The 14894-nt window shown below is 71.2% G+C and carries 13 protein-coding genes; 5 read left to right on the top strand and 8 right to left on the bottom strand.

The genetic code is table 11. The features are described 5' to 3' along the window. The 7 genes from BA175_RS31255 to BA175_RS23375 all read right to left on the bottom strand — a co-directional run. Positions 1-310, bottom strand: a 310-nt coding sequence (locus tag BA175_RS31255) for a hypothetical protein (protein WP_175420901.1), incomplete at its 3' end; no start/stop codon positions are given. A gap of 157 nt (positions 311-467) precedes the next feature. Beyond that, positions 468-965: a phospholipase gene (locus BA175_RS23400; protein ID WP_069173462.1), complete on the bottom strand. Its 498-nt coding sequence runs from the start codon at positions 963-965 to the stop codon at positions 468-470. A 279-nt stretch (positions 966-1244) separates the two neighbouring features. Next, complete coding sequence (locus BA175_RS31895) at positions 1245-1769, bottom strand: hypothetical protein (RefSeq protein ID WP_069173461.1); 525 nt, start codon at positions 1767-1769, stop codon at positions 1245-1247. Between the two features lie 187 nt (positions 1770-1956). Continuing rightward, positions 1957-2469, bottom strand: a complete 513-nt coding sequence (locus tag BA175_RS23390) for a hypothetical protein (RefSeq protein WP_069173460.1) — start codon at positions 2467-2469, stop codon at positions 1957-1959. Positions 2470-2629: 160 nt separating this feature from the next. Beyond that, on the bottom strand, positions 2630-4777 hold the full coding sequence (locus BA175_RS23385) for a hypothetical protein (protein ID WP_069173459.1): 2148 nt from the start codon (positions 4775-4777) through the stop codon (positions 2630-2632). Between the two features lie 9 nt (positions 4778-4786). Beyond that, positions 4787-5239, bottom strand: coding sequence for a hypothetical protein (locus BA175_RS23380; RefSeq protein WP_069173458.1), 453 nt, complete (start codon positions 5237-5239; stop codon positions 4787-4789). A 275-nt stretch (positions 5240-5514) separates the two neighbouring features. Continuing rightward, complete coding sequence (locus BA175_RS23375; RefSeq protein ID WP_069173457.1) at positions 5515-6555, bottom strand: DUF3533 domain-containing protein; 1041 nt, start codon at positions 6553-6555, stop codon at positions 5515-5517. Positions 6556-6734: 179 nt separating this feature from the next. Between BA175_RS23375 and BA175_RS23370 the strand changes: the two genes are divergently transcribed. The 3 genes from BA175_RS23370 (at position 6735) to BA175_RS23360 (ending at position 12223) form a co-directional block, all read left to right on the top strand. Further along, a complete protein-coding gene (locus tag BA175_RS23370; RefSeq protein WP_069173456.1) occupies positions 6735-10184 on the top strand; it encodes a DNA polymerase III subunit alpha in 3450 nt (1149 codons plus the stop codon). Continuing rightward, the gene (locus tag BA175_RS23365) at positions 10181-11179 is read left to right on the top strand and encodes a DNA polymerase Y family protein (protein WP_069173455.1); all 999 of its coding nucleotides are present in this window, start codon (positions 10181-10183) and stop codon (positions 11177-11179) included. Before BA175_RS23370 ends, BA175_RS23365 begins: the two co-directional genes overlap by 4 nt. A gap of 159 nt (positions 11180-11338) precedes the next feature. Further along, the gene (locus BA175_RS23360; RefSeq protein ID WP_069173454.1) at positions 11339-12223 is read left to right on the top strand and encodes an esterase/lipase family protein; all 885 of its coding nucleotides are present in this window, start codon (positions 11339-11341) and stop codon (positions 12221-12223) included. Positions 12224-12557: 334 nt separating this feature from the next. Here BA175_RS23360 and BA175_RS23355 read toward each other — a convergent pair whose 3' ends face one another. After that, the gene (locus tag BA175_RS23355) at positions 12558-13244 is read right to left on the bottom strand and encodes a response regulator (protein ID WP_079159746.1); all 687 of its coding nucleotides are present in this window, start codon (positions 13242-13244) and stop codon (positions 12558-12560) included. Positions 13245-13375: 131 nt separating this feature from the next. On the opposite strand from BA175_RS23355, the gene BA175_RS23350 reads away from it, so the two are divergent. After that, positions 13376-14359, top strand: a complete 984-nt coding sequence (locus tag BA175_RS23350) for a Bug family tripartite tricarboxylate transporter substrate binding protein (protein ID WP_069173453.1) — start codon at positions 13376-13378, stop codon at positions 14357-14359. Next, positions 14356-14892, top strand: a complete 537-nt coding sequence (locus tag BA175_RS23345) for a tripartite tricarboxylate transporter TctB family protein (protein ID WP_069173452.1) — start codon at positions 14356-14358, stop codon at positions 14890-14892. The genes BA175_RS23350 and BA175_RS23345 overlap by 4 nt, the downstream gene beginning before the upstream one ends. Positions 14893-14894 lie beyond the last annotated feature (2 nt).

Below are 14894 nucleotides of genomic sequence, written 5' to 3'. Positions count from 1 at the left end.
ACTCGTCGACCAATGGCGTGAGCGGTGATGGCACCATCGCCGGCTTGGGCGCCAGTGCTGAGCGCGCGCCGTCGCGGTCTTGGGTGTGCACCCACTGCCCCACCCACAGGGCGAGGAAGACCGTGCGCAGAAGCAGCCCGGTCCGCTTGATCCGCCCGCGGACCCGCAGGCCGACCAGGGTGTCCGCGGGCCGGGGCCGGAACGACAGGTGGGCGCCGGTCCGTTCGTCCAGGGTGCCGTCGGCATGCCGGGCAACCTCCACGCCGTCGTCGAGGCGTTCGGTGTCTGCGGTACTGCTGCCCTCGGCCATGGGCCCTCCCCGGTGTCAAGATCCCGCGGATCGTACCGAACGTCGGTTCCGGTGCTGCGGTCGGACGCCGCGGCGGGGCAGGCGGCGGTCGAGTATCTGCCGGGTTCCGGGTACCCGGGCCGCCGTCGGCGGCCCGGGTCGGGCGGACCGGCGTGGGTCAGGCGGCTCGGGAGAGTCCGGCGGTGTTCGCCTCGGCCGGGGCGATGCCGAAGATGTCCACCGCCTTGTAGTAGGTCCATGCCGTGGTGTTGCACGCCTCCAGCTGGCTGCCGGTGTAGCGGGCGCACACGCGCTTAAGGTCCGCGTAGAAGGCCGAGTCGATGCGGGACTTGTTCGCGGAGAACAGGCCCACGGCCTTGTAGTTGCGGTAGCCGAAGTCGTGCCGGGCGCAGGCCTTCTGGAAGGGGAAGCCGAACGGGTTGTCGGGCGAGGTGCTGCAGTAGTCCGTCGTCCAGTTGAAGCCGTACGCGGCCCAGGCGCTCTGGTTGTTGCGGGCGGTGTTCCAGGCGCTGTAGCTGGAGGCGCTCGTCTGGGTCCAGGAGCTGAGGACCTGCAGTTTGTCCGACGGGACCGCCGACGCGGACGCGGCGGGGATCAGGGCGAGCGGGAGCGACAGGGTGACTGCGGCGAGCGGGACGGTGAAGCGGCGACGCATGAGCAACCTCCGGAGGAAGAAATAAGGGGGTTGTGCCGGCCGTACTCCTCGCCGGTCTCGCGAGGCCGCTCCAGAATGAAGCCATGTACCTGCCATGCCCAGGGCTTCGTCAGGTAGCTGCCAAAGGTTCGGTTCGCTGTCGGGTGGCGGGCCCGTTCGCCGCGGGCTCGCGCGACACCCGGAGCGGCCGGGCCGGCCGTCCCCTGCCCGGCAACCGGTCGCCGCGGCCCCCACCCGGCCGCCGTCCATCACCGGTCGCCGCTCCCCACCCGGCCGCCGTTACCGCCCCTCCGACTCCAGGTGATACGTCGTGTCGACCCAGAAACCGTTCGTGGCCCGCGCCCTGATCTCCAGTACGTACTGGCCGGGCAGCAGTGGTGCCATGCCACCCCATATGCCCCACGCGTAGCGCTGGGTCAGTCCTGTCCGGAACGGGGCGGTGAACTCCCGCAGTGGCAGCGGAATGCCGTTGAGCGAGGCCGTGGCCTCCGCGACCTCCATGGACAGGGGAACCCTCGAATACGACCTGGAGTGCTGCATGTTGAGCACCGGGAAGAAGACCGGCCGGTCCGAGGGGATCGCGCAGCGCCGTTCCACCCGGCCGCCGTAGGTGCCGGCCAGGAACCACAGGTCGTCCGGCTGGTTCACCGCCGCGTGCTCGCCCGTGGTGTCCTCGACCGGGCTCCGCCCCTCGGGTGCGGACATGGCCCACTTCCACCACCGGCCGGCGAGTCTCCCGCCCTCTTCGCCGTTCAGCTTCCAGCCGCTGTCGACGGATCCCGATCCCGATTCCGTACCGCCCATGACGCCCCTCCCACTCGCAGCCCCCGGCCCGGGGCTCGTTTCGAACGAGCAGACAGTACCGGGGGCGCCTGGACGGCCACTCGTCGAGTGGGCAACGGCGGCGGTGGGCCGATGCCGGTTCGCCCGTGCGAGCGGAACGGGCGGGTGAGGCCCGCCCCCGCCGTGGGGGTGGGCGGCTTCCGCCCGGTTAAGCGGCGGGCGGGGACGACGGCTTGACCACGGGCTTCTTCGCCAGTGGGTCGTTCTCACAGCCGAGGGCCTCGGTGGCTCGGCGGGTCATGAGGTAGAGGAAGGTGATCTGCTGGTCGATCGTCTTCTGCCGGACCTCGGTTCCCACGAGCAGGGTGTTGGAGGCTTCTCCCTGGAGCAGGATCTGCTTCGACGTCTCCTTGTCAGCGCCCGGCAGTACGCACTCGACTCTGAGGTGGGAGCTGATGTCGTTGGCTTCCCCGGCGGCGCCGTTCACGTCGTAGTGGCTGAGCGGGCCCGGAAGTTCGTTCCTGTGGCTCGCTTCCGGGTTCCGTGGAACCCAGGAGAACTCGATGCGCAGCCTCTTGGAGCTGACGGTGTTCCGTGGGGCGAACGAACAGGTGGCCTGAGGCAGTGTCGGCTTGTCCTCCTGCAGCCGTTCCCGCATACCTTCGACCAGGTCCGACGTCTCCGCGAAGATAGTGGACTTGAGTTCGTCCGCCTTGAGCACATCGCGTACAGCTTTCCCTTCGGAGGAGGAAGCGGGTACGTCACAGAACTTCGCCTCGGGTGCGGCCTCGGGCTCTGTTGTGCACGCGGATGCGGCGAGCGAGATAAGGGCTAGTGCGGTGACCGCCAAGCGCCTCCCCGACCGGTTCGACGTTTGGATCTCAGAGGTGTGCTCGTGCGGCATCTCTGCCGATGGTGTACCCATTGGCCGCGTCGTCCTTCGCCTCGTTGAATGGCCCACCATCACTGATTCCCCTCTGCTCGCCCCATGCGTCGATCAGGCGATTGGTTCCATCCATGCCCCGACCGTAGTTGTTGCTGGAATCCTGCTTGCCCTGGTCCTCGGCCTCCTCGACGACATTCTTGGTCCAGTCGTACTTGACCGAATCGATCAGTGCGCCACCCGCGGTGCCCACGATGGGAATTTCACCTATGAGGCCATTTGCCCCGATGGCTGAGTATTCGGCGGTATCCTCTGCCCATTCGACCTTGTCGTCCTCCTTGTCCTGGTAGACATCGGCCCCAATGCCGTTGATGGCCCCCATCGCCGTACCGATCTGATGCGTGCGGTGGTTCCAGTCCGAACTGGCTCCGTGTTTGCTGTCGCCCTTGAAATCCTCTGCATCCGCCAGTACCTCGGCCGAGTAAGCGCGTTCCGCTTCGTACAACAGCGAATACGATGGTGCGTCGTCCGAGATGCCCCGCATGACCCGGATGAGGCTTCCCTGGCCCACGGCGATGTGTGCCTTGTCGCCGGTTCCGTGGATGGAGTCCTTGCCGGCGATGCCCCCGTAATTCGATTCCTGACCGCCGAGGATGATGTGCGTGTCGGAGACGTAGTCCGCCATGGCCTTGGCCATCGGCTGCTGCAGGTTCTTCAGGTCCTCGGGGAACTCGTCCCCGCCCATCTCGCTGTCCAGGTAGCGGATGGTGTGGTGCATGACGCGCGCCTGGCCCTCGGTGTGGGGGCCCGCCTCGCCCAGCTTCTCTCCCGGTGCGTGCCCGGTGGTGGCCGCCTGGATGGCTGCTCCCAGGCCCGTGGCCTTGCCGGTGTCCTCGACGTCGATGACCGCGCCGGGTCCGGAGAAGTACTCGTCGGGCCATTCCTTGCGGTCCGTCAGCAGGTATTTCAGGTGGTCGTTCTTGTTTCCCCCGGCCTCCGGGTCGAGGAAGTAGGTGGCCGAGTCCGGGTCCTTCGCCATGATGCCGAGGATGCCGTCCAGCGGGTCGTTCGCCAGGGTGGGGCGCTGGGCGTCGACGTGGTGCAGCCAGACGTTCGGGTTCTTCTTCTCGGCGTCGATGATGTCGTCCGCGACGTCGTTGAGGAACTGCTTCCCGTACCCGCTGCCGTGCTGCATGAGGGTGACCGCGGTCTGGTAGCCGTTCACCGGCCGCAGGTTGTCCCCGATGTTCTCCGTACCGGCGTCCTTGAGCCCCTCGACGAAGGGCTTGTACGCGTAGCCGGTCGGATCCTTCGTGCCGGAGGCCACGGTGTCGGCCAGGCTGGTGTTGATCGAGTCGTAGAGCTTCTTGTCCTCCTTCGAGACGCCTCGCTCGTTGGCCGCCAGCTCCATCTTGTCGGCCAGGTCCAAGGTGCCCTTCGCGCCGAGCCCGTCGATGTACGCCTCGCCGAAATGCTTGTCCTGGGCGTTTTCCTTCATGATGTCCCGGTAGTGCTCCAGCTCCTTCTCGGAAGCCTTACCGGAACGGACCTTCTCCGTGAGGTTGAGCGCCTCGACGGCCTCCACGTCGTTGACCGGCTTCGCGTTGAACCCGAAGAGCCCCGACTTGTCGGCCCCCGACGCCTGCAGCAGAGCCACCTTGATGTCGTGGTCGTATTCGGTCACGACCTTGACCGCGTCGGCGATCTTCCGGGTGTAGGAACGCTCCACGTCCGGAAGGTCCGGGTCGTGCTGGATGCTGTACTTCGTCTTCGCGTCGACCTTGCTGAAGTCGTAACTCGCGACGCCCTGGGTCGAGACCTTCATCCCCGCCTTCTCGGCCTCCGCCACCGCGGACCTGACCCGGCCGATCAGCTCGGTGAGCTGGCCGTGGGCGTCGCGAAGGAGCGACTCCATCGCTTTCGCCTCTTTTTGTGCGGCGTCGTACTCGCTGCGCGTCAGAGCGAAGTTCGTGGAGGAGACGGAGGCGCTCTCACCCGTCCAGAGCTGTCCCTTGGAGATGCTCTGTACGTCGTCCTCGTACAGGTCCTCGAGCGTCTTGAACTTGCCCGCCATCGTCTTCCAGCCGTCCGCCGCGGTGGTGAGCGCGGACAGCTCCGTCTGCGTGATCTCTTCGTACGTCGGCACCGGTTCCCCCTAGATACCCGACACCTTGGACTTCACCGGGGCGAAACCCGCCTCGGTCTCCAGGTCGTTGTTGCTGAACATGATCGCCGTGTTGCGGAGTGCCGCCTTCTCCCGGCCGAGGCGCCCCATCAGCCGCTTGACCTGCTCGTCCCAGTGCTCGTGTGCCTTCTTGAGCCCGGAGGCCGTTTCCCAGCCCTTGAACTCGGTGATGGCGGCGCGGACGGATTCGTCGGCGGCGTCGGCGGCGGTCCTGGTGCCGGGCTCGATGTTGTTCTCGATGCTGTTCGCCGCCTTCTTCTTCTTGGCGGGCGTGGTGGCCAGGTCCGGCGACTGGCTGCTGCCCAGCAGGGGCGGACGCCCCGTGGGCCCCTGGTCGCCCGGGAGCTGGTTCAGCCGCGTCTGCGTCGAGTGGCGCTCGGCCACCTCGTCCTTCCGCTGCGCCCATTCCTCTTCGAACGACATGGGTCCCCCTTGCTCGCTTCGCCGATTGCAGAAGCGATCACTCTATCGAGTGCTCACGTCCTGGAGGCGCGGATGCAAGGCCAAGGCCGTCGGTGCGGCATGTGCGAAGTGTGAAGGGTGGGGAGGTCGCGAGGGGGAGCGTGGCCGGTCGACGTACTGGGCGCCCCGGTGCGCCGGATCTGCGGGCGACGCGGCGGGGGCGGGGGTGAGCCGTGGCGGTGCCGGCCCGCGCGGCGGCGGCGAACCGTGGCCGCCGCGCTCCCGGGCGCCGGGTCTCAGACGACGGTCGAGCCGCCCGGGGCCGTCGTCTCCCGGGCTGCTTCGGAGCTTCGGCGGCGCATCGCCAGGAGGAGGGTCAGGGCGGTGCCGACGACCGCCCAGGCGGAGAGCACCAGCAGGGGGCCGGTGACCGCGTTGCCGTGGAAGTAGGCGATCGAGCGGGCGACCCAGGTGCCCGCGCCGGGTGGGAGGGCCGGACCGATCGCCCGCCAGAAGTCCGGCAGCATCGGCAGCGGGAAGGCGCCACCCGCGCTCGGGTTGCCCGCGATCACGATCAGCAGGACGGCGAGGCCGATGCCGACGATGCCGGTGAGCGCCTGCAGGGCGAGGGTGATCATGCCGACCGCGAAGACGACCAGTGCGCCCAGGCCTGCCAGCCCCCACACGCTGCCCGGCAGTGCGCCGAGGATCGGCCCGATGACGACCGCGCCGCCGATCCCGCCCGCGATCGAGTACAGCGCCATGACCCCGGTCCGGATCAGGGCGCGCTCCCGGTTGGCCGGTTTGGCGCCCGCGCTGATCGCCAGGATCGAGGCGCAGAGGTAGCCGCCCACGCACCAGCCCACGACCAGGTAGAACGACGAGAGCCCGTCGAAGTCGTCCGGTGAGGCCGGGGCGACGTCCACCGCGCGCACCGTGCGCCGCTGGGACGCCTCCGCCTCCTTGACGATCTTGACCAGGGTGGTGGCCAGAACCGTGCCGCCGCCGGAGGCGACGAGCACGGTGTCCTCGGTGCCGGTGGGGCTGACGACCAGGGCGCCGTCGAGTTCCCGGTTCTCGATCTGCCGGCGGGCCTCGGCCGCGTCGGTGACCGTACGGGGATCCAGGGGGCCGCCGGGCAGGTCGTCCAGCCGGGTGACGAGTTCCCCGGACACCTGCTGCGGGGCGACGACCCCGAAGGGGACGTCCGTCGGGTCGGGCCGGTGCAGCGCGCCCACGTAGGACGCGATGAACAGCAGTTGCAGCGCGAGCACGCCGATGACGAGCAGGGCGGCCCGTGCGGTGACGGCGTTCTTCACCTCATCAGCGAAAGTCATGCGTCCACAGTCCGGGCAGCCCGGCGTCCGCGCAGGCGGGCCGGGCCGAATGGCGGATCCGGGACCCCTGCTGGGAGCGGGCGAGGTGACCGCGCTCCGGTTATCGTACGAACGTTCGAAACTTGGTCTATGGTGGAGAGCGAGGGGGTGGTGAGAACAGATCGGTCCAGGAGGTGCGGGTGTCAGGCTTCACGCATCTGCACACCGTTTCGGGTTTCTCCCTGCGGTACGGGGCCTCGCACCCGGAGCGGCTGGCCGCGCGTGCCGCGGAGCGGGGGATGGACGCGCTCGCGCTGACCGACCGCGACAGCCTCGCGGGCACGGTCCGCTTCGCCAGGGCCTGTGAGAAGGCCGGCATCCGGCCGCTCTTCGGGGTGGAACTCGCGGTGGCGCCTCCCGCGGGGGCGGGCGGGCGTACCCACCGGACGCGCACCCCCGTACGCGGTGGCGCCTTCGTCGACGAATCCGCACCCCGGGTCACCTTCCTCGCCAGGGACGGCGCACGCGGCTGGGCCGAGCTGTGCCGCCTGGTCACGGCCGCCCACGCCCGGGCGGCGGAGTACGGGCAGCCCCTGCTCGACCGGTCCGCCCTGCCCGCGGAGGGGCTCACCGTGCTGCTCGGACCCGCCTCCGAGGTCGGCGCGGCCCTGGCCGCCGGCCGGCCCGACCGGGCGGCCGCGCTGCTCGCCCCCTGGCGTGAGGTCTACGGCGACGGCCTGCGCCTCGAAGCCGTCCACCACGGCCGCCAGGGCACCGGACCCGGCTCGACGAGGCTCGCCGCCCGTACCGTCGGCTTCGCCGCCGAGCAGGGGGTGCGGGCCGTGCTGACCAACGCCGTCCGGTACGCCGACCCGGGGCAGGGTCCCGTCGCCGACGTCCTCGACTCGGCCCGCAGGCTCGTCCCCGTCGACCCGCGCCGATCCCCCCTCGACAGTGGGGAGCGCTGGCTCAAGGACGCCCGTGCGATGCGGGAGACCGCCGAGCGCGTCACCTCCGCCGCCGGACTCGGTCCGGGTGCGGGGGAGCGGCTGCTCGCGGAGACCCGGCGCACCGCCGAAGCCTGCCGCGTCGACCCCGCGGACGACCTGGGTCTGGGCAGCGTCCACTTCCCCGAACCGCACCTCGTCGGCGCGGAGCGGCGCACCGCCCAGCGGGTGCTGGCCTCCCGGGCCGCCGCGGGCATGGTGCTGCGCGGGCTCGACCGCAGGCGCGAATACTGGGAACGGATGCACCACGAGCTGGACATCATCGCCCACCACGGCTTCGCCTCCTACTTCCTGACGGTCGCTCAGGTCGTCGACGACGTGAAGGGGATGGGTGTCCGGGTCGCCGCGCGCGGGTCGGGCGCCGGTTCCCTGGTCAACCACCTCCTGGGGATCGCGCACGCCGACCCCGTCGCACACGGGCTGCTGATGGAGCGCTTCCTGTCCAAGCGGCGCTTCGTGCTGCCCGACATCGACATCGACGTCGAGTCGGCCCGCCGCCTGGACGTCTACCGCGCGATCATCGGACGCTTCGGCGCCGAGCGGGTCGCGACCGTCTCCATGCCCGAGACCTACCGGGTGCGCCACGCCATCCGGGACGTCGGGGCCGCGCTCTCCATGGACCCGGCAGAGATCGACCGGCTGGCCAAGGCCTTCCCGCACATCCGGGCCAGGGACGCCCGTGCCGCGATGGAGGAGCTGCCCGAACTGCGTGCCGTGGCCGCCCGGAAGGAGCGGTACGGCCGGCTCTGGGAGCTGGTCGAGGGGCTGGACGCGCTGCCGCGCGGCATTGCCATGCACCCGTGCGGAGTGCTGCTCTCGGACGACTCGCTGCTGCGGCGCACGCCGGTCGTGCCCACCAGCGGCGAGGGCTTCCCGATGGCGCAGTTCGACAAGGACGACGTGGAGCACCTCGGGCTGCTCAAGCTCGACGTGCTCGGTGTGCGGATGCAGTCGGCGATGGCACACGCGGTCACCGAGGTGAAGCGGGCGTCGGGCGAGGAGGTCGACCTGGAGGCGGTGCCGCCCGGTGACCCGGAGACGTACCGGCTGATCAGCAGTGCCGAGACGCTGGGCTGCTTCCAGATCGAGTCGCCCGGCCAGCGCGACCTGGTCGGCAGGCTCCAGCCCTCCACCTTCCACGACCTGGTGGTCGACATCTCCCTGTTCCGCCCCGGCCCCGTCGCCGCCGACATGGTGCGGCCGTTCATCGAGGCCAGGCACGGCCGCGCCCCCGTCCGCTACCCGCACCCCGACCTCGAGGAAGCACTGCGCGGCACCTACGGCGTCGTCGTCTTCCACGAACAGATCATCGAGATGGTGGACATCATGACCGGCTGCGGCCGGGGCGAGGCCGACCGGGTGCGCCGCGGGCTCTCCGACCCCGAGGCGCAGGGCCGGATCAGGACCTGGTTCGCGGCCCGGGCGGCTGAGAGGAAGTACGACACCGAGGTGATCGCCCGGACCTGGGAGATCATCGAGGCGTTCGGCAGTTACGGCTTCTGCAAGGCGCACGCGGTCGCCTTCGCCGTACCGACCTACCAGTCGGCGTGGCTCAAGGCGCACCACCCGGCGGCCTTCTACGCCGGGCTGCTCACGCACGACCCCGGGATGTACCCGAAGCGGCTGCTGCTCGCGGACGCGCGACGGCGCGGGGTCCCGGTGCTGCCGCTGGACGTGAACCGGTCCGCGGCGGTTCACCGAATCGAACTGGTGTCTGGTGATCATGGGGAGAAATGGGGATTGCGGCTGGCTCTCTCGGACGTCCACGGCATCAGTGAGGCGGAGGTCGCCCGGATCGAGGCGGGGCAGCCCTACGCCTCCCTGCTCGACTTCTGGCAGCGGGCCAGGCCCGGGAAGCCGGCCGCCGAACGCCTGGCCCAGGTAGGCGCGTTGGACGCCTTCGGCGCCAACCGCCGGGACCTGCTGCTGCACCTGTCCGAACTCCACCGCGCCCAGAGAGGGCCCGGGGCCGGCGGAGCCCAGCTCCCGCTCGGCGACGGGCACCGGACCGGCACCGTCGGCCTGCCCGACCTCAACGACGCCGAACGCCTCAGCGCCGAACTCGGCGTCCTCAGCATGGATGTGTCACGCCATCTGATGAGCGATCACCAGGCCTTCCTGGAGGAGCTCGGGGCGCTCTCCGCCAAACGGCTCCGCGAGGCCCGGCACGGCGAGACCGTCCTGGTCGCGGGCGCCAAGGTGGCCACCCAGACCCCGCCGATCCGTTCCGGCCGCCGGGTCGTGTTCACCACTCTGGACGACGGTACGGGCCTGGTGGACCTGGCCTTCTTCGAGGACAGCCACGCCGCCTGCGCGCACACCGTCTTCCACTCCTGGCTGCTGCTGGTGCGGGGTGTGGTCCAGCGGCGCGGCCCGCGCAGCATGAGCGTGGTGGGAGCGGCGGCCTGGAACCTGGCGGAGCTGGCCGAACTGCGGCGCAGCGGCGGACTCGACGCGGTCGCGGCACGGCTGGCGGAGGCACCCGCCGCCGAGCAGGAGGCGGAGGAGGCGGAGGCGCCCGGCCGCCGCATCCAGTTGCCCACCGGGTACGAGATGAACCCCTGGGCCGACCTCCGGCCGGCCGGTGAAGGCGCGCCCACCGGGCGGAAGCTGTGGCACCGGAGCCAGGGGAGTGCGGGATGAGCGGACAGCCGACGGTCCTGAGCCTGCGGTTCCGCCGGATCGGCGGCGGGCCGCCGGACAGCGCCGCGTACGAGGGGCTGCTCGCCCTGCTCGGGGCGTTCACCCCGGTCGTGGAGGCGGCGCCCCCCGACGGGGCACTGGCCGACATCGGCGGCTCCCTGCGCTACTTCGGGCAGGACGCGGCGGGTCTGGCCTCGGTGATCCGGGTCCGCGCGCTCGCCCTGCACGGTGTGGACTGTGCCGTCGGGGCGGCCCCGAACCCGATGCTGGCCAGGATGGCGGCGCGGCAGGCGGCGCCCGGGACGACCTTCGTGGTGCCCGCCGGAGGGGCGGCCGGCTTCCTCGGGAACAAGCCCGCGGCCGCGCTGGACGGCGTCGGGGCGGCGACCGCGCGCACCCTGTGCGGTTACGGGCTCGACTCCATCGGCCGGATCGCCGCCGCGCCGCTCGCCACCCTGCAGCGGATCACCGGGGTGCGCACCGGGCGCGAGCTGTGGGAGCGGGCGAACGGCATCGACCGTACGCAGGTGGTGCCGAACGCCGCCGCCCGGTCCGTCGCCGCCGAACGCTCCTTCCCGCGCGACGAACTGGACCCGGAGCAGCACCGCCGCGCCCTCCTCTCGCTCACCGAGGAACTGGGGGCCAGGCTGCGCGGTGAGGGCCAGGTGTGCCGGTCGCTCGCGGTCTCCGTGCGGTACGCCGACCGGACCGGCTACTCGACGCTCACCCGCAGCCGTACGCTCCGTGAGCCCACCGCCCACTCGGCCGACCTCACCGCGCTGGCCTACCGGATCCAGGACTCGTTCGGGCTGCAGCGGGCGCGGGTGCGGGGGATGGCGCTGCGCGCGGAGGGGCTCCAGGACGCCGAACGGGCCTCGCACCAGCTCACCTTCGACCCGGTGGACGAGCGGGCGCGGCGCATCGAGGCGGTCTCCGACGAACTGCGGGCGAGGTTCGGCCCGCACGCCGTGAAGCCGGGACGGCTGGCTGCCTGACCCGGCGGCTCCGCGAATTCTTTACCGACGCGTAACTTCCCCTGCCACCTTACTCGTGCGTAACTTGGCATGAGCACGTTAAGCGCGTGTATCCCGCTGTGGTCCGGACCGCAGGGCGCACCCCCTCACACCTCCCCCGACCCGCGAGGAGATCACTCGATGCTGCCCTGGTTCCGTACCCCGAGCGCCCCACGCGCCCGCCGCACGCTCGCCGCACTGCTCCTCACCCTCACCGCGCTCGTCGCCGCCCCCACGGCGACCGCGACCGCGACGGAGGCCGCCCCCTCCCGCGGCTGGAACGACTACTCCTGCAAGCCCTCCGCGGCCCACCCCCGCCCCGTCGTCCTGGTCCACGGCACCTTCGGCAACTCGGTCGACAACTGGCTGGTCCTCGCGCCCTACCTCGTCAACCGGGGCTACTGCGTCTTCTCGCTCGACTACGGCCAGCTCCCCGGGGTGCCGCTGTTCCACGGCCTCGGCCCGATCGACAGGTCCGCCGGACAGCTCGACGTCTTCGTCGACAAGGTGCTCGACGCCACCGGCGCCCCGAAGGCCGACCTCGTCGGCCACTCCCAGGGTGGCATGATGCCCCGCTACTACCTCAAGTTCCTCGGCGGCGCCGACAAGGTGAACGCCCTCGTCGGGATAGCGCCCGACAACCACGGCACCACGCTCCTCGGCCTCACCGGGCTGCTGCCCTACTTCCCCGGAGCCGCGGACCTCCTCACCATGAACACCCCCGGCCTCGCCGACCAGGTCGCCGGCTCGGCGTTCCTCACGAAGCTCAACGCGGGCGGCGACACCGTGCCCGGCGTCCGCTACACCGTCATCGCGACCCGGTACGACGAGGTCGTGACCCCTTACCGCACGCAGTACCTCGACGGGCCGAACGTACGCAACGTCCTGCTGCAGAACCTGTGTGCCGTCGACCTCTCCGAGCACGTGGCCATCGGGACCGTCGACCGCATCGCCTTCCACGAGGTGGAGAACGCGCTCGACCCGGCGCACGCCACCCCGACGACCTGCGCGTCGGTCGTCGGCTGAGAAGGGACGGCCCCACCGGGCCGGGCCGCCGGGTCCCGGTGAGCCGGCGGCCCGGGGCCGGCCCACCGGGTCGCGGGGCCGCCGCCCCGGCCCGAAGGCGGCGGACCCCGGGACGGCGGTCCGGTTCCCGGCGGCGGACGCCGACCGCGCCTCCCGGGCTCCCGTGCCGGGCATCAGGGCGGCCGGCGTAGCCCCGCCGTGTCCGGACAGCTGCCGACGGAGCACGGAACGTGCGACGACACCGGCGGGAGCCGACGTCCTTGCGCGCACGCGGCACACCACCGGGCCCGAACCGGCAGGGGAGCACGACTACTTCCGTACGGCGGTGAGCGGCTCAGGACACCGCGCGGTAGCGGCGCTCCGGTCGGCCCGTCCCTCCGTAGCGCAGCGAGACCTCGGCCCGGCCGGTCTCCGCGAAGTACTCCAGGTAGCGGCGCGCGCTGACCCGGGACAGGGTGCCCGCCTCCGCGCACTCGGATGCCGACAGGCCGTCCGGGTGCTCACGCAGGACCCGCTCCACCAGGTCGGCGGTGTGCGCCGCCAAGCCCTTGGGGAGCTCCCGCGAGCCCGGGGGGCGGGTGCCGAAGATGCGGTCCACGTCCTCCTGCCTGGCCTCGTCGAGCGCGTCCAGGCGATGGCGCAGCGAGGCCACGTGGTGCAGCTGCTCCTGGAGCGCGGTCCGGTCGAACGGCTTGATCAGGTAGTGCAGGGCGCCGGCCCGCAGGGCCGCCCTGACCACCCCGGCGTCCCGGGCGGCCGTGATGAAGAGGGCGTCCGCGCTGTGCGCGTCCCCGTCCCGCGCCTCCGCCGCGCGCAGCTCCCGCAGTACGTCGATGCCGTTCATGTCGGGCAGGTAGATGTCGAGCAGCACCAGGTCGGGGCGGAGCCGGCGGGCCGCGCGCAGGGCTTCGGCGCCGCTGTGGGCCACGCCGACGACCGTAAACCCGTCCATCGCGGACACATAGCGGCTGTGCAGTTTCGCGACCATGAAGTCGTCGTCCACCACCAGCACTTTCGTCACGCCGGTCACCGTAGGCCGCGACCACAAGGACCACAACGTCCATTGGTTCCGGAACGGCGACAGCTGGTCGACGCGCAGGCAACATGTGGGCCACCTCACACACGTCCAGCTCGGCTCGAAAGGCGGCACCGGTGCGACTGCGCACTCCCCTCGCCCTGTTCGGGGCGGCGCTGCTGGTGGTCCTGGGACCGCCGCTGCTCTCCACGGGCAGCGGATCCGACACCGGCACGCAGATCCCCGGACTCCGCTTCATGGTCCCCAACACACCCGGCGGCGGCTACGACATCACCGCCCGTACCGCCGCGAAGAACGCCGAGGACGCCGGACTCACCCACGGCATCGAGGTGTTCAACCTGCCCGGCGCGGGCGGCACCGTCGGGCTCACCCGGCTGGTCGGCGAACACGGCAACGGCAAGCTCGCCATGTCCATGGGCCTCGGTGTGGTGGGCGCCGTCCACACCAACAAGGCGCCCGCCTCCCTCGCCGACACCACCCCGATAGCCCGGCTCACCGAGGAGCAGGACATCGTCGTCGTCGCCAAGAACTCCCCGTACCGGACGATCGGCCAGCTGCTCACCGCCTGGAAGAAGAACCCCGGGAAGATCCCCGTGGGCGGGGGCTCGTCGCCCGGCGGGCCCGACCACCTGGCACCCATGCTGATGGCGAAGGCCGCCGGGATCGCCCCCAAGCAGGTCAACTACATCCCCTTCGACGGCGGCGGCGAACTCCTCGCCTCGATCCTCGGCGACAAGGTCGGCTTCGGCGTCTCCGGGGTCGGCGAGTACCTCGACCAGATCAGGGCGGGCGAGCTGCGCCTCCTCGCCGTCACCGGCCCCGAGCGCGTCCCGGGCCTCGACGCCCCCACCCTCCGCGAGGCCGGCCTCGACACCGACTTCACCAACTGGCGCGGCATCGTCGCCCCGCCCGGCCTCTCCGACGCCGAACGCGACAAGCTTGTCGCGCTCGTGACGCGACTGCACGACTCGAAGGAGTGGCAGGACTCCATGAAGAAGAACGGCTGGGACGACGCCTTCCTCACCGGTGACGCCTTCGGCGGCTTCCTGGACGCCCAGGACCGCCGCGTGACCACGGTCCTCAAGGAGCTGGGACTGTGACGACCGAGACCGCCGGCCCCCCACCCCGGCCCACCACCGCGCGCTCCTGGCTGCGCGACCACTCCGAACTCGGCGTCTGCGTCCTCCTGCTCGCCCTGGGCGTCCTCGTCCTCACCGACACCCTCACGATGGACGTCGACCTCACCCAGCGGGGACCCGTCGGCCCCAGGACCGTCCCGGCCGTCGTGGGAGCCGGCCTGGTCCTCGTGGCCCTGCTGCTCGCCGTGGACGTCCTGCGCGGCGGCCGGGGCGAGGCGGAGGGCGGTGAGGACATCGACCTCGCCGAACCCGCCGACGGGCGGACCGTCGCCCTGCTCACCGGCGTCTTCCTCGCCTTCGCCGTCCTCATCGGACCGCTCGGCTTCCCCATCGCCGGCGCCCTGCTCTTCTGGGGTTCCGCCTACGCGCTCGGCAGCCGCCACCACGACCGTGACCCCCTCATCGCGGCCGGCCTCTCCCTGGTGACCTACTTCGTCTTCGACAACCTGCTCGGAGTCCCCCTCCCGGGCGGCCCGCTGATGGGGGTGCTCTGACC

It is taken from the genome of Streptomyces griseus (assembly GCF_001715295.1).
In the GTDB taxonomy this organism is placed as follows: domain Bacteria; phylum Actinomycetota; class Actinomycetes; order Streptomycetales; family Streptomycetaceae; genus Streptomyces; species Streptomyces griseus_G.
Note: the sequence above shows the minus strand (reverse complement) of the source record. Positions and strands in the feature narration are given on the sequence as shown.

Bases quoted from the DNA above. Each gene is read 5' to 3' on its own strand.
- BA175_RS23400 (WP_069173462.1), bottom strand. From the start codon at position 965: ATGCGTCGCCGCTTCACCGTCCCGCTCGCCGCAGTCACCCTGTCGCTC.
- BA175_RS31895 (WP_069173461.1), bottom strand. From the start codon at position 1,769: ATGGGCGGTACGGAATCGGGATCGGGATCCGTCGACAGCGGCTGGAAG.
- BA175_RS23380 (WP_069173458.1), bottom strand. From the start codon at position 5,239: ATGTCGTTCGAAGAGGAATGGGCGCAGCGGAAGGACGAGGTGGCCGAG.
- BA175_RS23375 (WP_069173457.1), bottom strand. From the start codon at position 6,555: ATGACTTTCGCTGATGAGGTGAAGAACGCCGTCACCGCACGGGCCGCC.
- BA175_RS23365 (WP_069173455.1), top strand. From the start codon at position 10,181: ATGAGCGGACAGCCGACGGTCCTGAGCCTGCGGTTCCGCCGGATCGGC.
- BA175_RS23360 (WP_069173454.1), top strand. From the start codon at position 11,339: ATGCTGCCCTGGTTCCGTACCCCGAGCGCCCCACGCGCCCGCCGCACG.